Annotated in this window: 21 protein-coding genes, 1 tRNA gene and 1 pseudogene; 12 read left to right on the forward strand and 11 right to left on the reverse strand. The window is 71.1% G+C overall.

Features of this window, described 5'->3' with window-relative positions; translation table 11 throughout:
• Positions 1–24: 24 nt before the first annotated feature.
• Entirely contained in the window at positions 25–321 is a 297-nt protein-coding gene (locus tag OHS58_RS34395) for a WhiB family transcriptional regulator (RefSeq protein WP_247058884.1), read from the reverse strand.
• A 343-nt stretch (positions 322–664) separates the two neighbouring features.
• On the opposite strand from OHS58_RS34395, the gene OHS58_RS34400 reads away from it, so the two are divergent.
• The gene (locus tag OHS58_RS34400) at positions 665–2,833 is read left to right on the forward strand and encodes a transglycosylase domain-containing protein (RefSeq protein ID WP_328645252.1); all 2,169 of its coding nucleotides are present in this window, start codon (positions 665–667) and stop codon (positions 2,831–2,833) included.
• A 122-nt stretch (positions 2,834–2,955) separates the two neighbouring features.
• Here the strand turns inward: OHS58_RS34400 and OHS58_RS34405 are convergent, their stop codons facing one another.
• Positions 2,956–4,770 (reverse strand): serine/threonine-protein kinase, encoded by a 1,815-nt coding sequence (locus OHS58_RS34405; RefSeq protein ID WP_328645253.1) that lies wholly within the window; start codon positions 4,768–4,770, stop codon positions 2,956–2,958.
• A gap of 183 nt (positions 4,771–4,953) precedes the next feature.
• Here OHS58_RS34405 and OHS58_RS34410 point away from each other — a divergent pair, with 183 nt between their 5' ends.
• Positions 4,954–5,934 (forward strand): metallophosphoesterase, encoded by a 981-nt coding sequence (locus OHS58_RS34410; RefSeq protein ID WP_326956772.1) that lies wholly within the window; start codon positions 4,954–4,956, stop codon positions 5,932–5,934.
• A 29-nt stretch (positions 5,935–5,963) separates the two neighbouring features.
• Positions 5,964–6,037, forward strand: a tRNA-Pro gene (locus OHS58_RS34415).
• 127 nt (positions 6,038–6,164) lie between these two features.
• Here OHS58_RS34415 and OHS58_RS34420 read toward each other — a convergent pair.
• Positions 6,165–6,935 (reverse strand): methyltransferase domain-containing protein, encoded by a 771-nt coding sequence (locus tag OHS58_RS34420; RefSeq protein WP_326956771.1) that lies wholly within the window; start codon positions 6,933–6,935, stop codon positions 6,165–6,167.
• A 39-nt stretch (positions 6,936–6,974) separates the two neighbouring features.
• Between OHS58_RS34420 and OHS58_RS34425 the strand changes: the two genes are divergently transcribed.
• Together OHS58_RS34425 and OHS58_RS34430 are read left to right on the forward strand one after the other, a co-directional pair.
• A complete protein-coding gene (locus OHS58_RS34425; RefSeq protein WP_328645254.1) occupies positions 6,975–8,825 on the forward strand; it encodes a prolyl oligopeptidase family serine peptidase in 1,851 nt (616 codons plus the stop codon).
• A gap of 117 nt (positions 8,826–8,942) precedes the next feature.
• Positions 8,943–10,148: an IS30 family transposase gene (locus tag OHS58_RS34430; RefSeq protein ID WP_328645255.1), complete on the forward strand. Its 1,206-nt coding sequence runs from the start codon at positions 8,943–8,945 to the stop codon at positions 10,146–10,148.
• Positions 10,149–10,170: 22 nt separating this feature from the next.
• On the opposite strand, the pseudogene OHS58_RS34435 reads toward OHS58_RS34430, so the two are convergent.
• The 6 genes and pseudogenes from OHS58_RS34435 to OHS58_RS34460 all read right to left on the reverse strand — a co-directional run.
• Positions 10,171–10,362, reverse strand: a pseudogene (locus tag OHS58_RS34435) (tautomerase family protein); the annotation flags it as partial.
• A 36-nt stretch (positions 10,363–10,398) separates the two neighbouring features.
• Positions 10,399–11,424, reverse strand: coding sequence for a GNAT family N-acetyltransferase (locus tag OHS58_RS34440; protein WP_328645256.1), 1,026 nt, complete (start codon positions 11,422–11,424; stop codon positions 10,399–10,401).
• The gene (locus OHS58_RS34445) at positions 11,418–12,461 is read right to left on the reverse strand and encodes a GNAT family N-acetyltransferase (protein WP_326945006.1); all 1,044 of its coding nucleotides are present in this window, start codon (positions 12,459–12,461) and stop codon (positions 11,418–11,420) included. The genes OHS58_RS34440 and OHS58_RS34445 overlap by 7 nt, the downstream gene beginning before the upstream one ends.
• Positions 12,458–13,516: a hypothetical protein gene (locus OHS58_RS34450; protein WP_328645257.1), complete on the reverse strand. Its 1,059-nt coding sequence runs from the start codon at positions 13,514–13,516 to the stop codon at positions 12,458–12,460. The genes OHS58_RS34445 and OHS58_RS34450 overlap by 4 nt, the downstream gene beginning before the upstream one ends.
• Positions 13,513–14,553, reverse strand: coding sequence for a GNAT family N-acetyltransferase (locus tag OHS58_RS34455; protein WP_328645258.1), 1,041 nt, complete (start codon positions 14,551–14,553; stop codon positions 13,513–13,515). The genes OHS58_RS34450 and OHS58_RS34455 overlap by 4 nt, the downstream gene beginning before the upstream one ends.
• The gene (locus OHS58_RS34460; RefSeq protein ID WP_328649904.1) at positions 14,550–15,275 is read right to left on the reverse strand and encodes a hypothetical protein; all 726 of its coding nucleotides are present in this window, start codon (positions 15,273–15,275) and stop codon (positions 14,550–14,552) included. Before OHS58_RS34460 ends, OHS58_RS34455 begins: the two co-directional genes overlap by 4 nt.
• A 323-nt stretch (positions 15,276–15,598) precedes the next feature.
• Here OHS58_RS34460 and OHS58_RS34465 point away from each other — a divergent pair, with 323 nt between their 5' ends.
• From OHS58_RS34465 to OHS58_RS34485, 5 genes are read left to right on the forward strand one after another with little or no spacing between them, the layout of a single operon-like run.
• Positions 15,599–16,609, forward strand: a complete 1,011-nt coding sequence (locus tag OHS58_RS34465; RefSeq protein ID WP_326945009.1) for a glycosyltransferase family 2 protein — start codon at positions 15,599–15,601, stop codon at positions 16,607–16,609.
• 59 nt (positions 16,610–16,668) lie between these two features.
• Positions 16,669–17,847, forward strand: a complete 1,179-nt coding sequence (locus OHS58_RS34470; protein ID WP_442875484.1) for an ATP-grasp domain-containing protein — start codon at positions 16,669–16,671, stop codon at positions 17,845–17,847.
• A complete protein-coding gene (locus OHS58_RS34475) occupies positions 17,844–19,103 on the forward strand; it encodes a hypothetical protein (protein WP_328645260.1) in 1,260 nt (419 codons plus the stop codon). Before OHS58_RS34470 ends, OHS58_RS34475 begins: the two co-directional genes overlap by 4 nt.
• 12 nt (positions 19,104–19,115) lie before the next feature.
• Positions 19,116–20,933: a carbamoyltransferase family protein gene (locus OHS58_RS34480; RefSeq protein ID WP_328645261.1), complete on the forward strand. Its 1,818-nt coding sequence runs from the start codon at positions 19,116–19,118 to the stop codon at positions 20,931–20,933.
• Positions 20,930–21,655: a hypothetical protein gene (locus OHS58_RS34485; protein WP_326956758.1), complete on the forward strand. Its 726-nt coding sequence runs from the start codon at positions 20,930–20,932 to the stop codon at positions 21,653–21,655. Before OHS58_RS34480 ends, OHS58_RS34485 begins: the two co-directional genes overlap by 4 nt.
• Here the strand turns inward: OHS58_RS34485 and OHS58_RS34490 are convergent.
• Complete coding sequence (locus OHS58_RS34490) at positions 21,621–22,247, reverse strand: TIGR03085 family metal-binding protein (protein ID WP_328645262.1); 627 nt, start codon at positions 22,245–22,247, stop codon at positions 21,621–21,623. The genes OHS58_RS34485 and OHS58_RS34490 overlap by 35 nt on opposite strands.
• A gap of 73 nt (positions 22,248–22,320) precedes the next feature.
• Between OHS58_RS34490 and OHS58_RS34495 the strand changes: the two genes are divergently transcribed.
• Both OHS58_RS34495 and OHS58_RS34500 read left to right on the forward strand, forming a co-directional pair.
• Positions 22,321–23,388, forward strand: coding sequence for an NADH:flavin oxidoreductase/NADH oxidase (locus OHS58_RS34495; protein ID WP_328645263.1), 1,068 nt, complete (start codon positions 22,321–22,323; stop codon positions 23,386–23,388).
• Positions 23,389–23,708: 320 nt separating this feature from the next.
• A complete protein-coding gene (locus tag OHS58_RS34500) occupies positions 23,709–25,097 on the forward strand; it encodes a glutamate decarboxylase (protein WP_326956755.1) in 1,389 nt (462 codons plus the stop codon).
• A gap of 49 nt (positions 25,098–25,146) precedes the next feature.
• On the opposite strand, the gene OHS58_RS34505 is transcribed toward OHS58_RS34500, so the two are convergent.
• Positions 25,147–25,623 (reverse strand): Dps family protein, encoded by a 477-nt coding sequence (locus OHS58_RS34505; protein ID WP_326945017.1) that lies wholly within the window; start codon positions 25,621–25,623, stop codon positions 25,147–25,149.
• Between the last annotated feature and the right edge of the window lie 27 nt (positions 25,624–25,650).

Genomic DNA, 25,650 nt, shown 5'->3' on the forward strand with positions numbered 1-25,650 from the left:
ACCGCCCTGAACACTCACGAGCGGTCAGCCGACTTCGACCCGCTCCAGGGCGTCCCTCTTGGCCGCCTCGAGCAGCTCGGCCCAGTTCAGCACGTCGGGACGGCGGCGCAGCAACGCCCGCCGTTCCCGTTCGGTCATGCCACCCCAGACACCGAAGTTGATCCGGCCGTCGAGTGCTTCGGCGAGGCATTCCGTGCGGACCGGGCAGCCCATGCAAACGGCTTTCGCCCGGTTCTGCTCCGCACCCCGGACGAACAGGCCGTCCGGATCGGCGTCCCGGCAGGACGCGTTGATTCGCCAGCTCGACTGGTTGGTTTCCATACCCCCAGCTCCCTACCCTGGTGATCGACGCACCAGCGGGGACAAAGGCACTGCGCTCCTCGCCCCCGCGAGCGTCTCCCTCAGCTCACGTCGGTTTGCCGGACACCTCCCCGGTGCCGGTGCCTGAAGCCGGACCGCGCGAGCTCCCACTCGCGGTGATCCGCCTGTCGGCTTTCTTCGTGAGACGTTGACGGACTGTAAGGGCCCTCGGTTCCCTCCGCCAAGACCTAGAATGCCTTCCGTTACCAGATGTCACCGAAGGGGGTCGCGTTTGTCACTGAATTCACATCTTCGGGGACACGGCGTCACCGGCGCCTGACCCGCCCCGCGTAGGCTGGCCCTCGTGCGAAAAGCGGATGGTTTGTTCAAGCTCATCGGCCTCTGCCTGCTCGCGGGGGTGCTCGTCGCCGGCATGCTCTTCCCGGTCGTGGGGGCCGCCGGTGTCATGTCCAACCAGGCCAGCGAGACGGTCGAGAAGACGTCGTCGGACCTCGCGGACATCCCGCCACCGCTGGTCACGACCGTCACCGACAGCGCCGGTACCCCGATCGCGACGATGTACGACCAGTACCGGCTGCCGATCAACGAGAACCAGATCAACGAAGCCATGAAATGGGCGCTGGTCTCGGTCGAGGACAAGCGGTTCTACGACCACCACGGCGTCGACTGGCAGGGCACGCTGCGCGCGGCCGTCAGCAACAGCACCGGCGCGGACACGCAGGGTGCGTCGACGCTCACGCAGCAGTACGTCAAGAACTACCTGATCAACGTCGTCTACCGCGGCGACACGGTGGGTCAGAAGAAAGCGCAGGAACAGTCGGTCGCCCGCAAGCTGAAGGAAGCGCGGATCGCGATCCAGCTCGAGACGAAGCTGACCAAGCAGCAGATTCTCGCGGGTTACCTGAACATCGTCGAATTCTCCCGGCAGATCTACGGGATCGGCGCCGCCGCGCACGCGTACTTCAACACCACGCCGGAAAAGCTGACCGTGCCGCAGGCCGCGTTGCTCGCCGGATTGGTGAACAACCCGATCAACAACGACCCGTGGAAGCACGCGGACAAGGCGACCGCGCGCCGCAACATCGTGCTGGACCGGATGGTCGAGAACAAGAAGCTGGCCAAGGCCGACGCCGACCGCTTCAAGGGCGAGCCGCTGGGTGTCGTGCCGGACTTCCCGGCGAAGCCGCCGGCCAACTGCATCGGCGCGGGCCCGGAGGCCGGGTTCTTCTGCCAGTACGTCGAGGACTACCTGATCAAGTCGGGGATGAGCAAGGACCAGCTCTACACCGGCGGCTACACGATCAAGACGACGCTGGACCAGCGCGCCAACCACGAGGCGAAGGTCTCGGCGGAGACGCAGGTCAAGAAGACCCAGCAGTACGTGGCGAACACGTTGTCGCTGATCAAGCCGGGCAAGAACCGGCACGAGGTGGTCGCGCTGGCGGCCAACCGCGACTACGGGCAGGACCCGGACCAGGGCCAGACGACGTACGCGCTGCCGGCGGGTGTCTACAACACCGGTGGCGCCGGGTCGACGTACAAGATCTTCACCACGGCCGCGGCGATGGAGAAGGGCGTGGCGGGGATCTACTCGCCGGTCGAGGTGCCGGACTCCTACACCTCGCACGTGTTCCTGGGTGGTGCGAAGACCTGTCCGAAGGCCGGGAACTCGAACTGGTACTGCGTCGGCAACGCCGGTGACTACAGCCGCATCGCGCAGGGCGCGACGGTCCAGACCGCGCTCGCGACGTCGCCGAACACCGCGTTCGTGGAGCTGGAAGACCGGCTCGGCAGCACCGCCCCCGGCATCGACATGGCCAAGCGGCTCGGCATGCGCGACACCATGGCGAGCAACATCGGCGGCGGCACGGTCGACCCGAAGGCGGACAAGGCCGAGAAGAGCCAGACCCAGGCCGAGTACTACGGCCCCAGGCCGGGTTGGGCGGGCTTCGGCGCGTTCACCCTGGGCTTCAGCCCGCTGAGCGGCCTGGAGCTGGGCAACGTCGCGGCGACGATCCTCTCCGGCGGCGTCTGGTGCCCGCCGACGCCGATCGCCGGCGTGACCGACCGCAACGGCCAGCCGGTGCCGGTCAAGGAAGCCGGTTGCGAGCAGGCGGTGCCCGAAGGCCTGGCGAACACCCTGGCGGTCGGCATGAGCAAGGACGACCAGCCGGGCGGCACGTCGGCGGCCGCGGCCGCCGCGGCCGGGTGGAACCGCCCGATCATCGGCAAGACGGGCACGACCCAGGGCAACGTCTCGGCGACGTTCGTCGGCGGCACCCCGCAGCTCGCGGGCGCGGCGATGACGTTCAAGTTCGGCGGCGGCGGCTCGGGCGGTCTCTGCGACGCAGGCCCGGGCAACGTCCGGGTGTGCGGCAGCGGAAACATGTTCGGCGGCAAGGCCCCGGCCCGGACGTGGTTCGGCGCGATGAAGAACATCATGGACGCCAGCCAGCCGGTCGTGGGCCTACCCCAGCCGGACCCGCAGTACATGGGCGGCCCGGGCCGCTAGAAACACCTGGGCGGGGCCGGAGCAGCTTGACTTGCTCCGGCCCCGCCCATTTCTTGTCCCGCAGCAGCGTTTGACACTCGGAGCCGGCTCAGCCCTCCGAGCTGCTCCGCGATCTTCTCGGATCAGCTCTGCGGCATCTCCGACAGGACCTCCGTGTTCCACCACTGGTAGAGCATGTCCAGCTGGTTGGTGTCCGCGACCTTCGTGGACAGCAGGACGCCCGCGATCAGGTTCTTCTTCTCCGTCCACACGAGCTGCGCCGGGTCGCCCAGGAAGCACGTCAGGTACTCACCCTCGATGGGCTTCGGGACTTCCGCTCGGTAGTACGTGCCCCAGATCTTCGGGTACGTCTTCGGGCGGCACGCACCTTGCGCGTCGTTGCGGGTCAGGCCCTGGGTCTTGACGACGTTCTGGAAGTACGCGTCCATAGCGGCCGCGTCGGCGAAGCGGTAGAACTTCGCTCCGGTCGGCTGGGGGAAGACCACGTTGCCGATCCTGACGTCGCCGACGTTCGAATCCGTACACTCGACCGCCGCGGCCGTGCCGGCGGGCGCGGCCGCGTCGACGCACGTGTATTGCTTGTAGACGGCCGGAAGGGCGTTGTACAGCGCCATGTCGTGCTCCTGCTTCGGCGGCGAAGATTCCGAAGTGGACGGTGGCGGCTGTGAAGACGACGGCGGTGGCGAGGAGGACGAACCCGGCGGCACCGTGACCGGCACGGTCGGCGACGGGCTGCCCGTCTGCGTCGTCTTGTCCTTGCTGACGAAGTACGTGACCAGCAACGCCACCACGACGATCCCGGCGAGCGCGCTGCACAACGCGATCCACCGGCCCCGCTGGGACTTCGACGGCTGAGGCTGCGACGGCGCGGTCAGCGGGGCCGGGCCGGTCAACGGCCGCGGGCCCGTCGGCGGGCCGGTGTACGGCCCCGTCGGCGGGCCCGGGTACGGGCCGGTCGGCGCGGCCGGGTACGGGCCGGTCGGCGGAGCCGCGTAGGCCGGCATCGGCCGTGGCGGGGTCACCGGCGCGGACAGGCCGTGCTGCGCCTGCAGAGTCGGCATCGGGCGTGGCGGGGTCACCGGACCGGGCAGCGTCTTCTGCCACGTCGGGATGGGCGCCGCGGCCGGCGCCGCCAAGGCGGTCCGGACGGCGGCCGCGAACGCCGCCGCCGTCGGGTAGCGGTCGGCCGGGTTCTTCGCCATCCCGCGCGCCACCACGGCGTCCAGCGCGCTCGGCACGCCCGGGCGCGCCTGCGAAAGCACGGGCGGCGGCGCGGTCAGGTGCGCGCCCATCTGCGCGGCCGCACCTTCCGCCTGGAACGGACGGTGCCCGGTGAGGCACTCGAAGAACACGCACGCGAGCGCGTAGACGTCGACGAGGCCGGTGATCGGGGCGTCGCCGAAGCGTTCCGGCGCCATGTAGTCGAGCGTGCCGATCACGTTGCCGGTGCCGGTGAGCGACGTCGCCTCGCCGCTCATCGAGCGCGCGATGCCGAAGTCCACGAGGTACACGAAGTCGCCGCTCGTGACGAGCACGTTCGACGGCTTGACGTCGCGGTGCACCAGGCCGTCCACGTGCGCGGCGTCGAGCGCGCCCGCCACCTGCTCCACGATCCCCGCGGCACGATCGGGCGTCAGCGGCCCCTCTTCGAGCAGCTCCTTCAGGTCCTTGCCCTCGACCAGCCGCATGTCGAGGTACAGCTGCCCGTCGATCTCGCCGTACGCGTGGATCGGGATCACGTGCGGCTCGCGCAGCCGTGCCACGATCTGTGACTCGCGGCGGAAGCGCGCGCGGAAGGCCTCGTCCGATACGTACGGGTCGGACAACAGCTTCAACGCGACGACGCGGTCGTGCGCCGTGTCGTAGGCGCGGTGGACCTCACCCATGCCACCGCGGCCCAGCAGGCCTTCGATCCGGTACGGCCCGAACTGCTCCATCGTTCTCCCCAAGCCCCCCGGCTCGTTGCACTGTGACAATCGGGGCTTCGCCCCGGGCCGGGGGCTCCGCCACCCGGAACCCCCGAAAACCCCCGTGTGACAGGGCCGACGCAAATGCTAAGGCGCAGGTTCCCCGGAACGGGGGCGAAGTCATCCAACCGTTGAGCACGTATCCTGGAGCCCGTGAGCACGCTCAGTAACAAACCCACGTCGGGGGCGAAGGCGATCCGCCTCGCCGCGGGGACAGTGGCGCTCGGCGCCGCCACCCTCGGTTACGCCGTCGGCATCGAACGGCGCCTCTGGACCCTGCGCACCGCCGAACTCCCGGTGCTGGCGCCCGGGTCACGGCCGTTCACCATCCTGCACGTTTCGGACCTGCACATGCTGCCGAGCCACCGGAGCAAGCAGCGCTGGGTCGCGGCCCTCAACGAGCTGAACCCGGACCTGGTCGTCAACACGGGTGACAACCTGTCGCACCACCAGGCCGTGCCTTCGGTGCTGCGCGCGCTCGGCCCGCTGCTCGACCGGCCCGGCGTGTTCGTCTTCGGGAGCAACGACTACTACGCGCCGAAACCCAAGAACCCGGCCCGCTACCTGATGCCGAAGGGCAAGAAGAAGCGCATCCACGGCGTCCAGCTGCCGTGGCGCGACCTGCGCGCGGCGTTCGTCGAGCACGGCTGGACCGACCTGACGCACGTGCGCCGCACGATCGACGTCGGCGGCCAGCGGGTGTTCGCCGCGGGTGTCGACGACCCGCACCTGCGCCGCGACCGCTACGCCGACATCTCCGGCCCGGCCGACAGCGGCGCGGCCGTCCGCCTCGGCGTGACGCACTCGCCGGAGCCGCGGGTGCTCGACACGTTCGCCACGGACGGTTACGACCTCGTGCTGGCCGGCCACACCCACGGCGGCCAGCTGCGCCTCCCGGGTTACGGCGCGCTCGTCACCAACTGTGACCTGGATCGCAGTCGCGCCCGTGGCGCCTCGCGCTGGGGCGCGCACATGTGGCTGCACGTCTCGGCCGGCTTGGGGACGTCGCCGTGGGCCCCGGCCCGGTTCGCGTGCCCGCCGGAAGCGAGCCTGTTGACGCTGGTCCCGCGCGGGTCAGGGGCCGACGAACCGCGTAAGGCGGCCCGCCGGAAAGCCCGCGACAACGTCCGCTAGACTTCTCCACGACCCGTTAAGCAGTACCTCGGGGTGTGGCGCAGCTTGGTAGCGTGCCTCGTTCGGGTCGAGGAGGTCGTGGGTTCGAATCCCGCCACCCCGACGATAGTGCCGATAGGGCCGGTCTGCTGGCGGAAAACGCCAGCCACTCCGGCCCTATCGGCATTTTTTGGGGTCGAACCCCAAACCCCGCCGGGCGGCTCCGCCCCCGGACCCCCGCGTGTGCGCGGCTAACGCGTTGCGGTCAGTTCCACCCAGCACTGGCTGAAGTCGCCGTCGCCGCTTCTGACCCACGTCCACGCCGAGCGGGCCGCGCTCGCCAGCTGGTCGCGGTCGCGGCCGTAGTCCGGGTCCGAGATCGCCGCGTCCAACCGGGACTCGACGTACCTCGCCAGGTCGCGGTACGTCATGTCCTCGCGGTAGCGGGGGCGCGAAACGATCTCGGCGAACCCCGCCGCCGCGCAGTGGTCGGCGATCTTGCGGCCGGCGAACGGGTCGCCGCCCGCACGGCGGCGCAGCAGGTAGTGGCCACGCAGGGCCGCGTCGACGTTCGCCGTCTTCGGGCGCAGCCGGGCCTTGCTCCAGTCCGAAGTGGACAGCGCGAGCCTGCCACCCGGCTTCAGGACGCGGCGCAGCTCCGCCAGCGCGGCCACCGGCGCGGCGAGGTGCTCGAACAGCGCGTGCGAGAACGCGACGTCGACGCAGCCGTCGTCGAACGGCAGCGCGTACGCCGACGCCACCACGAAGTCCACTGTGGACCGGCCGGCCCGGCGCGCGGAGTCGCGGGCCATCGCGACCTGACCGGCGTCGCGGTCGACGCCGGTGACGCGCGACCCGGCGCCCAGCCCCAGCGTGATCGAACCCGGGCCGCAGCCGAGGTCGACCACCCACATCCCCGGCCCGAACAGCGGCTGGGCGAACGTCGCGCGTTCGGCAGCCGTGCGCGCGGACATCATCGAAACCGCGTCTCGCCCGTAGCCCGGCGCGTAACCCTCCAGCACCCCGCACACAGTACGGCCAGAAGGTGGCAGGATCGAGGGGTGAGCACGCAGTCAGCCAACCAATATCCGCCCGCGGTGGTCCCGGACCGGCTGTTCGACGAGGCCGAGACCGAAGCCCGCTGGCGCGCCCGCTTCCACGCGCCGCGCATTTCCGTGCCCGACTGGGCCCGCGACGCCCCCGATCGATGCGTCTACGTCTCCAACTCCAGCGGTGTCTGGGAGGTCTACGCCTGGAACCGCGCGACCGGCGAGCACCGCCGCGTCACCGATCGGCCCAACGGCACCATGCACGCCACGCCCTCGCCGGACGGCGAGTGGATCTGGTGGTTCGACGACACCGACGGCGACGAGTTCGGCTCGTGGGTGCGCGAGCCGTTCGCCGCGACCGAGGGCAGCAAGCCCGAGAAGGCGGTGCCGGACGTCCACGACGGCTACCCGGCCGGCCTCGAGATCGGCACCGGCCTCATCGCGGTCGGCGTCTCGACCGACGACGGCAGCGAGCTGTTCGCCCGGATCGGCGGCGAGACGCACCGCTTCTACAGCCACGCGGACGACGCCGGCATCACGTCGCTCTCGCGCGACGAGAGCCTGATCGCCATCTCGCACTCCGAGCACGGCGACTCGCGCCACCCGGCGCTGCGGATCCTCGCCACCGACGGGTTCGCCACCGTCGCCGACAAGTGGGACGGCGAGGGCAAGGCCCTGTCCGCCCTCGAGTTCTCCCCGCTGCCGGGCGATCAGCGCCTGCTGGTGCTGCACGAACGGCGGGGCCGCGAGGAGCTGCTGGTCTGGGACGTCCGGGCGGACACCGAGACCGAGATCGAGCTCGACCTGCCCGGCGAGGTCGTCGCCGGCTGGTACCCGGACGCGCGCGCCCTGCTGGTCGTGCACTTCCACGAAGGCCGCAGCTCGTTGTACCGCTACGACCTCGACTCCGCCGAGCTGTCCTCTGTGGACACTCCGGCGGGCCGGATCGGCGGCGCCGGCGTGCGTCCCGACGGGACCGTCGAGTACTCCTGGTCGAGCGCGGCCGAGCCGGCCGCCGTCCGGGCCCGCACCACCGACGGCGCCGACGCGGTGCTGCTGTCACCGCCGGGTGATCGGGCGCCGGGGTCGGAGCCGCTGACCGACGCGTTCGTCGAAGGCGTCGGCGGGCGGATCCACGCGCTGGTCTCACGGCCGTCCGGCGCGCCGGATGGCCCGCTGCCGACGGTGTTCTCGCTGCACGGCGGCCCGCACGCGGCCGACGAGGACCGCTTCTCGGCGTACCGCGCGACCTGGCTCGACGCCGGGTTCGCCGTGGTCGAGGTCAACTACCGCGGTTCGACCGGCTACGGCTCGGCCTGGCGCGACGCCATCGAGGGCCGGCCCGGGCTGACCGAGCTGGAAGACGTCGCCTCGGTGCACGACTGGGCCGTCCAAAGTGGACTCAGCGACCCGAAGAAGTGCGTTGTGAACGGCGCTTCGTGGGGCGGTTACCTCTCCCTGCTGGCGCTCGGCACGCAGCCCGCGCGCTGGGCGGCCGGCGTCGCCGGGGTGCCGGTGGCGGACTACGTCGCCGCGTACGAGGACGAGATGGAGCAGTTGCGCTCGTTCGACCGCGCCCTCTTCGGCGGTTCGCCCGACGACGTGCCCGCGGTGTACGCGGAGTGCTCGCCGATCACCTACGTCGACGCCGTCACCGCGCCGGTGCTGGTGCTGGCCGGCGACAACGACCCGCGCTGCCCGATCCGGCAGATCGAGAACTACCTCGACCGGCTCGGCGGCCGCGAGCTGCACCACGAGTTCTACCGGTACGACGCCGGCCACGGCTCGCTGGTGATCGCCGAGACGATCAAGCAGACGTCCATCGAGGTCAACTTCGCCCAGCGGGCCCTCGGCCTGCGCTGATCCGCCCGAAGCCCGGCCCAAAAGCCGTGAAGGCCTCCTTACCGGCCATAAGAGCCGGTAAGGAGTCTCGGAGTCATGGAGTCGTTGCAACACCGCCCAGCGAAGGGTGGAACTGCGATGACACGGGTACGAACCCATCGGTGGCTACCACGCTCGGCGCAGCTGCTGTTCTGGCAGCAGATCCGGGCAGGCCTGACCGCGAAACCGGCCGCGCAAGCGGCCGGTTTCGCCCCCGCCACAGGCGGGCGGCTGTTCCGCCAAGCTGGCGGGGTGATCAGCAACGCACCCCACCAGCCCGGGCCGGTCCGGCTGACTATCGCCGAGCGGGAAGAGATCGCCTGTCTGAAAGCCGCAGGTCACGGCCCACGCGCCATCGGCAGAACGATCGACCGGCCGGCCTCGACAGTGTCACGGGAGCTGGCCCGCAACACCGGCCTGACCGGCCACTACCGGGCCAGCAGCGCCCAGCACCGGGCCGAACACCGCGCGAAACGACCCAAGACCGCGAAGCTGCGTGCCGATCCGGCGTTGCGGGCGGCGGTGCAGGACGGGCTGACCCGGAAGTGGTCGCCGCGGCAGATCTCCGAGAGACTGGTGCTGGACTTTCCCGACCGGCCGGAGATGCGGGTGTCGCACGAGACGATCTATCAGTCGCTGTATGTGCAGGGCCGGGGCGCGCTGCGCCGGGAACTGACCGCAGCACTGCGGACCGGGCGGGCGTTGCGGATGCCGCGGCGGCAGGCCCAGGCCCGGCGGGAGCGCCCGTCGGGCGGGATCCAGGACATGGTCAACATTTCCGAGCGGCCTGCCGAGGCCGCCGACCGGGCGGTGCCGGGGCATTGGGAAGGCGACCTGATCCTGGGCCAGGACAATCGGTCCGCGATCGGGACGCTGGTGGAACGGTCGACCCGGTTCGTGATGCTGCTGCACCTGCCCCACGGGCGAGACGCAGCCACGGTCGCGGCGTCGATGACCGAGATGATCCAGACGTTGCCGCCGCTGCTGCTGGGCTCGCTGACCTGGGATCAGGGCAAAGAAATGGCCCATCACCGGAAGATCACCCTCGACACCGGGTTGCAGATCTACTTCTGCGATCCGCATTCGCCCTGGCAGCGCGGCAGCAACGAGAACACCAACGGACTGCTCCGGCAGTACTTCCCCAAAAGCACCGACCTGTCCCAGCACAGCGCGGATGATCTGGTGCGGGTGGCGGAGGAGCTGAACGGGCGGCCTCGGGAGACCCTCGGCTGGCGGACACCAACCGAGGCCCTCACGAAGCTACTGTCAGATCAACAAACACCAGGTGTTGCAACCACCGCATGAATCCGCCAGGCCTTCACGGCTTTCAGCGTTCCGAGTGCAGGACCCCGCCGGTGGCCCAGTGGTCCGCGCCGACCTCGATGAGCGTCACCTGGACGCCTTCGGGCTTGCCGCCGCAGGTGCGGACGAAGGCGTCGGTCAGCTCCCGGACCAGGGCACTCTTCTGGGCGGGCGTGCGGCCGGGGAACATCGAGACGCTGATCATCGGCATGGCGGGGCTCTCCTGAAGCGCGGCGGGTGAGACGCCGCGAAGCTAGCAAACCGGGACGGCCGCCGCGTACTGCGGGACGAGCCGCGCCCCGAGCGTCGCCTTCATCTCGGTCATCTTCTTGCCGAACACCACCGACGACCGCCCCTGCGCGATCGCCCAGCTCACCGCCTCGCCGTAGAAGTGGAAGTACAGGTTGGGCCGCCCGCCGGCCTCGGGCCCGAGCGCGCCCCAGTGCCGCGCGATCGGCAGCTCCGGGTGGTCGAGCAGGGTGGCCACGGCGAGCAGCCGCCCGGTGCCAGCGTCGCGGTACTCGATCACCGTGACGTCGGGCTGGCGCAGCAGCTCCGTCAGGTAGCCGGTGAAGTGCGGCAACGGCACGATCGGCACGTCGTGGTGCTTGCGTTCGTTGTGCCGCAACACTTCCGCGATGGCGACCGGGTCGGCTTCCTTGCCCGGCACGCACCGCACCTCGACGCTCGGGTCGGCGTCGAAGGTGCGGAAGATCTTCCGCAGGTTCTGCTTGCGCTTGCGGGCCAGCGAGTGCATCCAGTCGTCGCGGGAGCCGAACGCGCTGACGTCGAGCACGGCGATGTCCTCGGTCCGCCGCACCAGCCGGAACCGGCCGCCGACGGCGTCGAGCCCGGCCTCGCCGACCTGCCGGACCAGCATCCCGCGGAACCCGCGGCCGAGCTCGGCGCGGATCGCCGGGACGTACGTCTCGAGCAGCCGCGTCACGCCGCCGTCGTCGCCCGGGTCCGCGAACCACCAGCCGGGCTGCGAACTCGCGCCGGGCCCGCGGACGTCGAGGCCGCCGAGCCGGCCGCGGCGCGCGGTCGCGGAGCCGAAGCGGTTGCGGCGGGTCCGGCCGGTGACCCACGCGGCGCAGACGACGCCGCGGGGTTCGTCGCCGTCGCGGAGCACGGTGACCGGCTGCGGGGTCCGTGCGGCCCACGCCTGGGTCCGGAGCACCTCCCAGCTCCAGTCGGCCCGGAGCCCGGCGCGCTCCCGCAACGCCGTCCAGTACGCCGGTTCCGCGTCGTGGCGCGGGTCGAGCACGTCGGTCACCATCGGATCACCGGCCTCGGCACGACGGCCCCGGCCATCGGGGCCGGGGAGAACCCCAGCGACGTCTTGAGGTCGGTGACCCCGCGGCCCAGGGACAGGAACTTCCGGCGGTGCTCGATCATGTGCCCCACCCCGCGCGCGACGACGTCGAAGTAGAGGTGCTTGGGCCGGCCCTCGGCGGGCGGCAGCGCGGCCCAGTGCTGGTGCAGCGGCATCACCGGGTGGTCGAGCAGGTCGGTGAAGGCGAGCAGCCGGCCGTCGGCGTCGTGGTAGGTCGTCGTGACGACGTCCGGGCGCCGGATCAGCTCGTCGAGGTACTCGCCGGTGACCGGGCCGCGCTGGTCGAACTTCACCGGGCCCTTGGCCGCGCGGTGCGCGTGCAGCATCGCGGCCAGTTCGGCGCCGTCGAGGTCGTCGCGGGCGGTGCCGGCGCGAACGGTCAGGCCGGGGTCGGCGGCGATCTTGCGGATCTGGCCGCGCAGGCTCGACCGGCGGTTGCGGCTCAGCGTCGCGAGCCAGCCGTCGAGGTCGGTGAAGGTGTTCTCCAGCACCAGCGTCGGCTGGATCTCCCGGACGAGCCGGCCCCGCCCGGACACCAGCCCGGTGGCGTCCGGCGCGACCGCGCGGTAGACCACGCCGAGACAGCCCGGCCCGGCGAACCGGCAGACCGCCCGCTCGAAGCGCCGCAGGATCTCGCGCTGCCCGGCCGGGTCGACGTCTTCGGCGAACAGCCACGCCGGATAACTGCTGAGCCAGGCGTGCTGGACCTCCAGCCAGCGCGGGCCCCAGCGGGCGACCCCGCCGACCGGGCCCGGGCCGGTGGCCGAACCCGGGCGGCACAGCATGGCGAGGACGGCGGCGACGATCGCGCCGCCGTCGGTGACCACGGTCAGCAGGTACGGGCTGCGCGAGTGCCGCGACTCCGTGCACAGCAGGCTGTAGTCCCAGGTCAACGGCGCCTGCTGGGCGTGCAGGAACGCGGCCCAGCCGGCGGGCTCGGGATCGGTGCGCGGGTCGAGCACCCGCACGGTGAAGGTCATCGGCCCAGCACCGGACGCGGTACGGCGACCGACCACAACGAGCGCGTGCCGAAGCCGAGCGCGGTCTTTTCGGCGAGCATCGCCCGGCCCGCGGTCAGTTCCGGCCGCCCTTCGGCGATCATGTGCGCCACGCAACGGGCGTAACAGTCGACATAGAGCCCCTTCCGGCCGCCGGCCGCGCTCGGCCGCGCCGCCCAGTGGTGCACCGCGCAGCCCGCGGGATGGTCGATCATCGTGGCGAAGCCGAGCAGGCGGCCGGCGTCGTCGCGGTAGGTCCGGGTCAGGACGTCCGAACGGCGGACCAGCGTGTCGAGGTAACCGGGCGCGACCGGGCTGCGGGTGTCCATGTGCAGCCCGCCGATCCGCGATCGCTGTCCCCCCGCCCACGCGCGTTCGTCCTGCCGCGCGCGGTGGGCGTTGAGCAGCACGGCCAGCTCGTGCGGGTCGACGTCGGTGCGGCCGAACGCCGCTTCGGTGCCGACGTCCTGGTGGAGGTACCGGCGGACTTCCGGAGCCAGCTCACGCTCCCATGCGTCCACTGTGGAATAGGTGTTGCGCAGCACGGCGGCCGGGTCGATCTCGCGGGCTGCTCGGCCACGGCCTTCAAGCGCGGGCACCAGTTCCGGGTTCATCGCCCGGTAGATCACCCCGAGCAGCCCGGGTCCGACGTACTCGCGCAACGCGCCTTCGAACTGCCGGACGGCGGCCCGCTCGTCGACGCCGTCGTCGAAGACGCACGCGGGGTAGCCGCTCAGCAGCGGGAGGTAGACCTCGGCCCAGCGCGGCCGCAGCCGGCCGCCGGAAAGCGGCCCGAACTCCCGGGCCCGCCAGCCCCGGCACACCATCACCGACAGCGCCCCGACGACCCGCTCGCCCTCGCGGACGACGGCGAGCACCGGTGGGTTCTTCGCCAACCACGCCTCGCGGCGCAGTAGTTCGTAGTCCCACACGGGCGGCAGGCACCGGGCGCGGAACGCCGCCCAGCCGTCGGGTTGCGGGTCGACGCGGGGGTCGACGACGTCCACTTGCGACACCCTGGTCGCGGTCGCGGTCATCGGCCCAGCACCAGCCTCGGCACCGCCGCGGCGAAGAGCGCGCGCGGCCGGAACCCCAATTCCTGCTTCAGTTCGACCATGCCCCGGCCCGCCGAAAGTTCTTTCGCCCCACGACGCGCCATAAAACGGACAGCACGGACATACGCGTCGAAGTACAGTCCTGCGCCCCGGCCGCGTTCGTCCAGCGGCAACGCCGCCCAGTGCTGCAGGCTGGGGCTGTCCGGGTGGTCGAGCATGGTGTTCACGGCCAGCAGCCGGCCGTCGGCGTCGCGGTAGGTCAGCGTGTGGACGTCCGGGCGCCGGACGTAGCGGTGCAGGAACCCGGCCGACGGCATCGTGCGCGTGTCCAGCGGGAGCTTCCCGTACCGCTCGCGGTGCACCTTGATCAGCGAAGCGACCTCGACGCCGTCGACGTCGTCCCGGCCGGGGCCGCCGCGCACCACCAGCGCCGGGTCCTCGGCGATCCGCCGGCCGCGGCGCCGCAGGCTCGACCGGCGGCCGGACGGGAGCGTCGCGAGCCAATCGTCTTCGGTGGTGAAGCGGTTTTCCAGCACGGTCGTCGGGTCGGTCGGCTTGACCAGCCGGGCCCGGCCGCCGACGCCGGCGGCGAACTCCTCGCCGATCGCGCGGTAGACCACGCCCAGCAGCCCGGGGCCCAGGTGCCGGCGCAGCTGCCGTTCGAACTCGCGCACCAGCGGCTGCCGGTCGGCGGCCGGGAGCGCCGGCGCGAACACGATGCCCGGGAAGCCGCTCAGCCACGGCTGGTAGACCTCGGCCCAGCACGGGCGCGGCGAACGACGTCCCGGCGCGGGCGCGAACCGTGAAGACCACGGCAAGCGGCAGACCAGAACCGACATCCCGGCGACGACCTCGTCCCCCTCGACGGCGGCGGCCACCAGCTGCGGGTTGCGCGCGCCCCAGGCCTCGAGACCCATCAAGCCGTAGTCCCACACCGGGTGCAGCCGCGCGGTCCGGGAGAAGTCCGCCCAGCCCGCGGGCGCCGGGTCCGTGCGGGGATCGTGGAACACGAACCTCATGCGACGACGACCGGGCTGCCGTGACGCGGGCAGGACTCGATCCGGCCGGGCACCCCGCCGGCCGGGATGACGTCGACGAACCGCGGGGACTCCTGGCGCAGCAAGGTGAAGGCGAGCCCGCCGGCCGTCGGCCGGGCGTGGACGTGCGGCCAGTCGAGGTGCCACCGCCCGCAGCCGGCCAGTGCGCCGAGGTAGCCGAGCGCCGGGTCGTGCAGCACGCCGTACGGGCCGGCGTCCAGCGAGTCGAGTTCACGGTGCGGCACGGCTTCGACACGGTGCGCGCTGTTTTCGGGCAGTGCGGCGGTGAACGTCGTGATCGCCTTGTCGTCGCCGACGGCGAGCACGCGGTGACCGCGCGCCAGCACCGCCGTCAGCTCGCGGAGCACGGACGCGCTCGGCGCGTCGGGATCGGCGACGCAGCCACGAACGTCTTTCGGCAGGTCGGCAGGCGGGCGGAGATCGTCTTGTCCCAAAAGGACGATCAAGCTGCCGGGCGTGGGCCGCCGCGCCGTCCGCAGCACCCGGCCGAGGCCGCGCGAAGGGTCGGTCCGCTGCGCGCCCCCGGCGAGCGGGACCAGGTCCACGAGCTTGTGCACGGCTTCCGCGAGCGGCGCCGCGCCGCCGTTCGTCCCGGTGCGACCCGGTACCAGCACTGGATCTTCGCGGCCGTCGAGCGCCCAGCGCTCGCGGTAGAACGGCACCGTGGCGAACGCCGAGCGCACCGCCCGCGCGTAGGCAGCACGCCACACAACACCAGCCCCCAGACTCCACATGGCCGGGGAGTCTGCGCCATCGCGGGGCGTAGTGGAAGGACTTCGTCCGCAGGACACCCCGAATGCCGGATGGGTTAATACTTTGGTCTGGGTCTGAACGGAGGAATTCGTAGTGAACCCGTCCCCAAACGTCGATCGGTCTGCTTATAACTCCGCAACGCCGCGCATCGACAAGCGGTCTGAGCAGATCCAACTGGGGTATTCATGAGCACCATTCGCACTGTCGGTGATCGGACGGACACGAATCCGGCATCACCCGCCCGGCGTTGCAGATGACCAGGGCATTCCCTGGTCCGGCGACATGCGGACTCACCGTAGTCATTCCGTGCTTCAACGAAGTCGACAACGTCGGACCGTCTTATCGGGAAATAACCAACGAACTGTCCGACTATTCACTCGAACTGTTTTACATCGATGACGGGAGCACCGACGGAACGCTGGGCGAGATCCGCACACTCGCCGCGGCCGACCCCCGGGTGCGGTATGTGTCCTTCAGCCGCAATTTCGGTTTCGAAGCCGCCTTCTCGGCCGGCTACCGGTACGCGTCGCAACCCTGGGTGCTGCACATCGACGCCGACCAGCAGTTCCCCGCCGCCGAGTCGCACAAGCTCATCGCGGCGGCCGAACAGGGGTACGACGCGGTCTTCGGCGTCCGCACGAACCGGCAGGACCCGCGGCTGCGGCGCTGGGGCACCGCCGCGTTCCACTTCATCGGCGCCCGCCTGCTGCGCATCGAGATCCCGCCGGGCGCCACGGCGTTCCGGCTGGTCCGGGCCGAGCTGGCCCGCAAGATCGTGGACCTGCGGCTCGGCACGCCGTACTTCCTGGCCACGGTCCCGCGGCTGACGAGCCGCTACACCTGTGTCCAGGTGGCACACCGGGCCCGCGAGCGCGGCGAGTCCAAAGTGGGCATGAGCTTCCTGTCGTCGCACGCCATCGAGCTGTTCGTCGGGTTCACCCGCCGGCTGACCACCATGGCCTCGGCGACCGCGTTGTTCGCCGCCGGCTTCGGGGTGCTGGCCGCCGCGGCGGCGGCGTCCGGCCTGCTCGGCGCGAGTGCCACGGCCGTGACGCTCTTCATGCTGCTCACCGTGCTGCTGCTGGTGCTCTCGCTGACCGTGCGCTACCTCGTCGTGGTCGGCGCGGGGCAGCCGAAGCCGCGGCAGTTCTACATCCGGGAGGCGAACGTCGTGGTCGACGTCGAGGACCGGCTCTTCACGACCGAGGACCCCGAGGGGCCCCGGCGGATCGATGTGCAACTGGGGAAAGGCATTTCAGCGTGACAAGTTCCGAGAGAGGCTCCGCGAGAACCCTGGTGATCCTGGGCGGCGCGGACGGTGCGGTGAGCACCTACGAACGGGCCCGCGAGCTGGGTTTCCGCACGATCTGCGTCGACGTCCGGCCCGGCGCGCCGGGTGTCGCGTTCGCGGACGAGTTCCTGCAGGTCAGCGTGCGGGCGCCGGAGCAGATCGCGGCGGCGCTCGACGGCCGGCCCGACATCGCCGGGGTGCTCTGCCCGGCGAGCGACGTCGGCCTGCCGACGCTCGCGTGGCTCACCCGGCACTGGGGCCTGCCGGATCCCCTGCCGGAGTACGCGGTCCAGGCGTCGACGGACAAGTCCGTCTTCCGCGCGTTGTGTGACCACTTAGGACTCCCGGGTTACCGCAGTGTCGCCGGCCGCCCGGGCCCGGAGCTGGTCAACGCCGCCCAGCAGCTGCGGTTCCCGACGCTGGTCAAGCCGGTCGACTCGTCCGGCAGCCGCGGGGTCGTCTCGTGTTCCGGCCCCGGCCGGCTGGCCAAGGCGTTCACCGAGTCGCTCGCGTTCTCGCCGTCCGGCCGCCTGGTCGTCGAGGAGCACCTCGACGGCACGCACTACACGATCGAAGCACTGGTCGTGGACGGCCGGATCGTCTTCCACGCCGTCACCGAACGCACGCTCACGCCGCCGCCGTTCTTCGTGACGTCGTCGCACCTGCTGCCCGGTGAACTGCCCGCGGACGCCGAGCTGCGGCTGATCGAGGCGCTCGACCTGATCTGCGCCGAGCTCGGCTACCGGACCGGGCCGCTCACGCTGGACGCCGTCCTGGGCCGCGACGGGCAGCTCTACCTCATCGAGATGGGCGCGCGGATGGGCGGAAACGGCCTCGCGGAAGCGATCCAGCACTGTTACGGCGCCGACCTGATCGCCGCCGGGATCGCGGCGGCCACCGGTGACGCGGTGGAGCTGGACCTGCACGCGGCGAAGCCGACGCTGGTGCACATCCTCGCGTCCGACCGCGGTGGTCATCTGTCCCGGGTGGACGGTGTCGAGGACGTCGCCGCGATGCCCGGCGTGGTCGGGCTGCACCTGTTCGCCGACGAAGGGTCCTACGTCAAGCCGTACGAGCAGGCCGGCTACAAGCTGGGTTACGTCGTGCTCACCGCCCGGTCCGTGCCCGAGGTGCTCGCCGCGGAGAACGAGGTGCGCGGCACGCTGAAGTTCCTGCTCCACGAGCAGGACATGGCGGTACCCCTGCCGTGACGGGGTTGTCCCCCGCCGCCCCGCCGGTCGTGGCCCCGCCACGGCCGGCGGTGGTGCTGCGCCTGCTCGCCGGCCGCGGGGTGTTCCGGTTGTCGGTCCAGCTGATGGGGCTGGTCCTGCTCACCGCGTGGGGCGCGCACGACTACGGGCGCTTCACGAACGCGCTCGGCCTGATGACGTGGCTGAACTTCGTGCCGGCCGCGGCGGAGAAGTCCGCGCTCAAGGCGTTGCCCCGGCTGCGCCTGACCCGGGACGCGGTCGCCGCGCTCGCGGTCCGGATCGCCGCCGTGCCGGTGCTGGTGGTGCTGGCCGCCATGGTCGTCGCGCTCGTCGTCGCGCCGGAATCGGACGCGGCGCTGTACCTGACGGCGGCCGCGTGGTCGATCGCCGGCGGGCTGCTGATGACCGTGTCCGGTCTGCACCGGCTGCGCGACAAGTCCACTTTGGACGCGCTCGCGTTCGCCGCGGGCTCGGTCGTCGTCGGGATCGTCACGTGCGTGACCTGGGCGGTGCGGTGGTCCCCCGAGACGCACCTCGCGCTGCTGCTCGCCGGGCTCGTCGTGATCCTCGGCGCGTCGGTGGCCCTGCTGCCGAGGCCGTGGCTGCGCGGCGGCGGCGTACCCGGGCACCGGCTCCTGCCGGCGTACGGGCGCAGCACGGTCCTGCTCGGCCTGACCGAACTGCTCGACGTGATCTCGACGTCGGTGGTGTTCGGCGTGCTGGCCCTGTCCGGGCGGACAACCGACAGCGGCCCGTTCTACCTGGCGCTGCTGGTGTCGAGCGCGTTCTGCTCGCTGCTGTTCTACCAGCTGAAGCTGCACCAGCCGACGGCGTCACGTCGCATGCGCGGCACCGGCGCGGTGGCCGGCCGGGCCCGCGCGTCGGAGCTGCTGAAGCTGGTCGAACGGGCCGGGATCGGCTTCGCCGTGCTGCTCGGGGCGGGTCTCGCCGTGCCGTCGACACGCGCGTTGCTCATGACCGAGGACAGCTACGTCGTGCTCGGGGTGCTCGTGCTCGTCGAGACGGCGCTGTACGCGACCGGGCTCTACGCGAGCTTCCTCATCGAAAACACCAACAGCAAGGTGCTGACCCTGACCTCGGGCACCGCCGTAGTAGCGCTCGCCGCCACCGCCGTCGGCGCCGCGCTGCTCGTGCCCCCGCTCGGGCCGGTCGGCGGGTTCGCCGCCCTCGTCCTCGCGCTCGCGGTCAAGGCGGCCGTCCTGCGGCGCCTGCTCCACCGCCGTCACTCGTTCTGAACTGGGAGAATCATGTACGTACTGGGCATCAGCAGGGTCCACGACTCGGCGGCGGCACTCGTGCGCGACGGCGAGATCATCGCCTTCGCCGAGGAGGAACGCTTCACCCGCAAGAAGCACGACGGCGGTTTCCCCGCCGAGGCCATCAAGTTCTGCCTGGAGCGCGCCGGGATCACGCTGGCCGACGTCGACCACGTCGCCTACTACTGGCAGCGCTGGAAGGAAGGCATCCACGCGGCCAAGGTGTTCGCGCGCTACTTCCCCGGCACGCTGGACGTCTTCCGCAACCCCAACGGTGACGAAGGCGGCCGCTCGTCGGGCATGGTCGACACCTTCAAGACCGGCGGCGGTTCGGGCCACGACGACTACCACGTCGGCGGCGCGGTCCTGGCCCACATCAAGCGGTCCTACACGCTGGAGCAGGACGTCAAGGACGCCACCGGGTGGACCGGCCCGACGAAGTTCAAGACGCACCTCGTCGACCACCACCGCGCGCACGCGGCCAGCGGCTACTTCATCTCGCCGTGGGACGAGTCGGCCGTGCTCACCTTCGACGGCATCGGCAGCGACGGCACCGCGACCTACCTCGCGCACGGCCGCGGCAACAAGATCGTCGACCTGCGGCGCATCAAGTTCCCGCACTCGCTCGGCGCGATGTACGCCGGCGTCACCGGCTACCTCGGCTTCTACCCGACCCGCGACGAGGGCAAGATCATGGGCCTCGCGCCGCTGGGCGAGGACACCTACGTCGACGCGTTCAAGCAGCTCATCCACCTCGACGACGACGGCGGCTTCGAGCTGGACCTGAGCTGGTTCGCCCACCACCGCACCGGCAAGCACGTGATGGCCGAGAAGTTCTCCCGCACCTTCGGCCCGGCGCGGCCGAAAACCCGCGTCACGACCGCGAACCCCGTTCCCCAGCACTACTGCGACATCGCGTACGCGCTGCAGGTGACGCTGGAGGAAGCGGGCCTGCACCTGGCCCGGTGGCTCCAGCGCGAGACCGGCTCGAAGCGGCTGTGCGTCGCCGGCGGCGTCGCGCTGAACAGCGTCATGAACGGCCGGATCCTGCTGGAGACGCCGTTCGAGGACTTCTTCGCCCAGCCCGCGGCGGCCGACGACGGCTGCGCGCTCGGCGCGGCGCTGGAGGTCTCGGTCGGCAAGTACGGCAAGCCGCGCCCGCGCGAGGGCTACACCTACACCGGCCCGGACTACACCGAGGCCGAGATGGAGGTGGCGCTGCAGGACGCCGGCGTCGAGTACACCCACGTCGACGACATCGCCGCGCACACCGCCGCGAAGATCGCCGACGGCCGGATCGTCGGCTGGGTGCAGGGCCGGATGGAGTGCGGGCCGCGAGCGCTGGGCAACCGCTCGCTCGTCGCCGACCCGCGCGACCCGGAGTCGAAGACCCGGATGAACGAGAAGGTCAAGCACCGCGAGGCGTTCCGGCCGTTCGCGCCGTCGTGCCTGGCCGAGCGCGCGGGCGAGTACTTCGTCAGCGACTACCCGTCACCGGTGATGCTGCTGGTGTTCGACGTCCTGCCCGACAAGCGCGCCGAGGTGCCGGCGATCACGCACGTCGACGGGACCGCGCGGGTGCAGACGGTCAGCGAGGCGGACAATCCGCTGTACTACCGGCTGATCAGCGAGTTCGAGAAGCTGACCGGCGTGCCGATGGTCGTCAACACGTCGTTCAACGACAACAACGAGCCGATCGTGGCGAGCCCGGCCGACGCCATCGCCTGCTACCTGAAGACCGACGTCGACGCGCTGGCCCTCGGCCCGTTCTGGGTCGAGAAGCCGCGGCTGGAGGAAGACACCGAATGACGATCTCCGCACCCGCCCCGGTCACCCCCGATCAGGGGTGGGTCGGCGCGTTGTACCGGCGGCGGCGGTGGCTGTGGCTGGTGGCCGCCGTCCCGGCCGTGGTCACGACGCTGCTGATCATGGTGATCCTGCCGCCGGACCAGACGCTGGACAACGTCGGCGACTGGGCGTTCAAGCTGTGCCCGTTCCTGTTCGCGGTGCTCACGGTCGCGCTGTTCCCGCGCACGAAGCTGGGCCCGGCGCTGATCGTGTTCGCCGTGTTCGTCTACATGTCCTATTTGGACACCGAACTGGTGATGCGGGTCCAGGCGTTCGCCCGCGACGCGGCCACGGACGACGACGCGTTCCAGCCCGTCTACCAGTTCGAGCTGTTCGTGACGACGTTCATCGTGCTGTTCGCGCTGCTCGCCTACCGCCTCGGCGGCGGCCGGACGGCGAACGTGCTCAAGGCCGGCGTCGCGTCGATCCTGGTGGTCATCTCGGGTGTCAACGACCTGACGTTCTGGGCGCTCAACGACGTCTGGGCGGCGGGCACGAAGCCGACCGAGCTGAAGTGGGCGTCGCACATGATCGTGTTCCTCGGCGGGCCGCCGAGCGTGCCCGCCGCGGTGGCGTTCATGGCCGTGCACCTGGTGCTGGCCGCGATCGTCGTCGCGTTGCCGGTGGGGCGGTGGGTGAACCGGGCGCTCAGAGTCCCCGCTTCACCGACTGGAGCTTCGTGACCGCGGCCGGGTCGCCCTGGAAGTCCAGGTTCACGGCGTCCCGGCCGAACACGAACAGCAGCAGGTCGACCGGGTCCCCGACCACCGTCACGGGGTCGGGCCCGGTCTTGACCGCGGCCTCGCGGCCGTCGGCGGTCCGGAAGGTGACGCCGACCGGCGACTTGCGGAGGTTGAGCTTCGCGGCGCCCTTCGCCGAGCGCCACGCGGTGGCGTCCCGGGCGGGGTCGGCCGGGCGCGGCTTCCAGTCCGGCTGCGCGCGGCGGACGTCCTCGTGGTGGACGAGGAACTCGGCGCCGTTGGTCAGCTCGTCGAGCGGGCCGATCGAGGTGGGCCAGAACTTCGACGGCCCCTGGCGCACCTGGTCGACGAGGCTCGCCCACGGCTTCGCGGCGTAGCGGTCCTGGACCTTCTTCGTGTACCCGGCGAGCGCGGGCACCGCGATGCCCGGCGCGGCGTCGATCCGATGCTCGCGCACGACGAGGTGCGCGGCGAGATCCCGCGTCGTCCAGCCTTCGCACAAAGTCGGCGCGTCGGGCCCGAGGTCCTCGAAGAGCGAGCTCAACGCCTGGCGTTCGTCAGCAGCGACACCCATGTGTGTGACGCTACTCGCCGGTACCCGGGTCGGCGACGGGAAGAGACCGCGAGCACGTGTCGTTGATCGGGATGTGAGCCGACTCTTCAGCCCGATCACCGTCCGCGGCCTGACGCTGCCGAACCGCGCGTGGGTGTCCCCGATGTGCCAGTACTCCGCGACCGACGGCCTGCCAGGCGACTGGCACCTCGTCCACCTGGGCCAGTTCGCCACCGGCGGCGCCGGCCTGGTGCTGACCGAGGCGACGGCCGTCACCCCCGAGGGCCGGATCAGCCCGCAGGACACCGGCATCTGGAGCGAGGCGCACGCCGACGCGTGGCGCCGGGTCGTCGGCTTCGTGCACGCCCAGGGCACGTCGATCGGCATGCAGCTGGCCCACGCGGGCCGCAAGGGATCGACGAAGCGCCCGTGGGACGGCTCGGGCAGCGTCGCCGCTTCGGACGGCGGCTGGCAGAGCGTCGGCGCCGACGCCCAGGCGTTCGGCACCTACGACCCGGCGCGGCCGCTTTCGACGGACGAGGTGAGCGCCCTGCCGGCGACGTTCGCGGCCGGCGCCCGCCACGCGCTCGACGCCGGGTTCGACCTGCTGGAGCTGCACTTCGCGCACGGCTACCTGGTGCACCAGTTCCTGTCGCCGCTGTCCAACTCGCGCACGGACCGCTACGGCGGCGACTTCGAGGGCCGCACCCGGCTGGCGCTGGAGATCACCGACGCGGTGCGCGCCGAGGTGGGTTCGTCGGTGCCGCTGTTCGCGCGCTTGTCGTCGTCGGACTGGACCGAGGGCGGCTGGACGATCGAGGACTCGGTGCGTCTCACGAAGCTGCTGGCCGAGCGCGGCGTCGACCTGGTCGACGCGTCCTCGGGCGGCAACACCCCGAACCCGGACATCCCGGTCGGCCCGGGCTACCAGGTCCCGTTCGCCGCCCGGATCCGCACCGAAACGGGCCTGCCGACGGGCGCGGTGGGCATGATCACGGACCCGGAGCAGGCGGAGGAGATCGTGGCCTCGGGCTCGGCGGACGCGGTGTTCCTGGCCCGAGCCCTGCTGCGCGACCCGCACTGGCCGCTACGCGCGGCGAACGTCCTCGGCGGCGAGGTTCGCTGGCCGAACCAGTACGCCCGAGCCAAGTCCTGGCACTGACCCGCAACCCACGGGCTCGAGCCCGTCTCCCACGTGACTGGGGCCGTAACCCATGTGTCTGGACCCGTCTCCCGCGTGATCCGACCCGTCTCCCACGTGATTGGGGCCGGAACTCGCGAGTTCCGGCCCCAATCACGCGATTTCCGGGCCCAATCACGCGAGTTCCGGGTTCAGACACGCGGGTTCCGGCTCTGATCACGGGGGTTCCGGGGCCGTGGCGAGACTGACTTTTGCCGCGAAAGGTCGGTTGCGGTCTCTTTCGGACCGGGACCGACCGTTCGCGCACGCGGCTGTCGGCGGATGGCGCTACCGTCGGTTTCATGGTTCTGCACCAGGGAAAAACCGACCGCCCGGACCGCGTCGGCGGCACGAATCCGATGTACGCCGGAGCGAACCCGGCGCTCGCGGCGGGCTTCGTGATGCCGCACGACAAGCTGCTCGACGCGCCCGTGCCACCGGACACGGCGCTGCAGCTCGTGCGCGACGAGCTGATGCTCGACGGCAACGCGCGGCTGAACCTCGCCACGTTCGTCACGACGTGGATGGAGCCGCAAGCGCGTGAGCTGATGGCCGAGTGCGTCGACAAGAACATGATCGACAAGGACGAGTACCCGCAGACCGCCGAGCTGGAGCGGCGCTGCGTGAACATCCTCGCCGACCTGTGGCACGCGCCCGACCTCACCGACATCATGGGCTGCTCGACGACCGGGTCGTCCGAGGCCTGCATGCTCGCCGGGATGGCGTTGAAGCGGCGCTGGTCCAAGCTGGGCCGCACCGGGAAGCCGAACCTGGTGATGGGCGTGAACGTCCAGGTGTGCTGGGAGAAGTTCTGCGAGTACTGGGAGGTCGAGCCGCGGCTGGTGCCGATGGAGGGCGACCGGTACCACCTCTCCGCCGAGGAGGCGGTGGCGCGCTGCGACGAGAACACGATCGGCGTGGTGGCGATCCTCGGCTCGACGTTCGACGGCAGCTACGAGCCGGTAGCGGAGATCTCGGCGGCACTCGACGCGCTGCAGGAGCGCGCGGGCTGGGACATCCCGGTCCACGTCGACGGCGCGTCGGGCGCGATGATCGCGCCGTTCCTCGACCCGGAGCTGGAGTGGGACTTCCGGCTGCCGCGGGTCGCGTCGATCAACACGTCCGGCCACAAGTACGGGCTGGTGTACCCGGGTGTGGGCTGGGTGATCTGGCGGAACAAGGAGGCGCTGCCGTCGGAGCTGGTGTTCAACGTCAACTACCTGGGCGGCGACATGCCGACGTTCGCGCTGAACTTCTCCCGCCCGGGCGCGGAGGTCGCGGCCCAGTACTACACGTTCGTGCGGCTCGGCCGCGAGGGATTCCGCGCGGTGCAGCAAGCCTCACGTGATGTGGCGACGCACTTGTCGGCCGGCGTCGCCGACCTGGGCCCGTTCGAGCTGCTGACCCACGGCGACCAGCTACCGGTGTTCGCCGTCACCACCCGCCCAGGCGTGAACTTCGACGTCTTCGACGTGTCCCGCCGGCTGCGCGAGCGCGGCTGGCTGGTACCGGCGTACACGTTCCCGGCCGACCGCACGGACCTGGCGGTGCTCCGGATCGTGGTCCGCAACGGCTTCACGCACGACCTGGCGGACCTGCTGCTGGCCGACCTGGCCCGGGTGGTCCCGGAACTGGAGAAGGAAGGAGGCCGCCCCAAGGACCCGGCCAAGGCGACGGCGTTCCACCACTGAGCGCGCGAACGGCCGGCTCCCGGAGGAACCGGCCGTTCGCGAGACGGGGTCAGGCCTGCTGGGCCTGCCACATCCAGTGCGCCTCTTCGAGGGCGCGGGTGATCTCGATCAGCAGGTCCTGCGTCACGAGGTCGCTCTTGTCGGTCTCGTCGATGCGCTTGCGCAGCCGCTCGATGAGGGCCGAAAGGATGTCGACGATCGCGCCGACCGTCGACTCGACCGACTGCCAGTTGTCCGGGTAGTCGGGCACGCCGGAGCTCTCGACGACGGTCTTCGCCTTGCCGTTCGGCGAGACGCCGATGGCGTTCGCCCGCTCGGCGACCTGGTCGACGTACTCGCGCGCGGTGGTCACGAGCTCGTCGAGCTGCAGGTGCGCGCTGCGGAAGTTCGCGCCGACGACGTTCCAGTGCGCCTGCTTGGCGATGAGGGAGAGGTCGACCAGGTCCACCAGCGTCGCCTGGAGGGCGTTGCCGGTGATCTCCTTGTCGGCCTCGGCCAGCGGGCTCTTGATCGGGGACTTGGCCATGCTTGATCCTTTCCTGGAATCCGGAGC

This window comes from Amycolatopsis sp. NBC_00348 (assembly GCF_036114655.1).
Lineage (GTDB): Bacteria > Actinomycetota > Actinomycetes > Mycobacteriales > Pseudonocardiaceae > Amycolatopsis.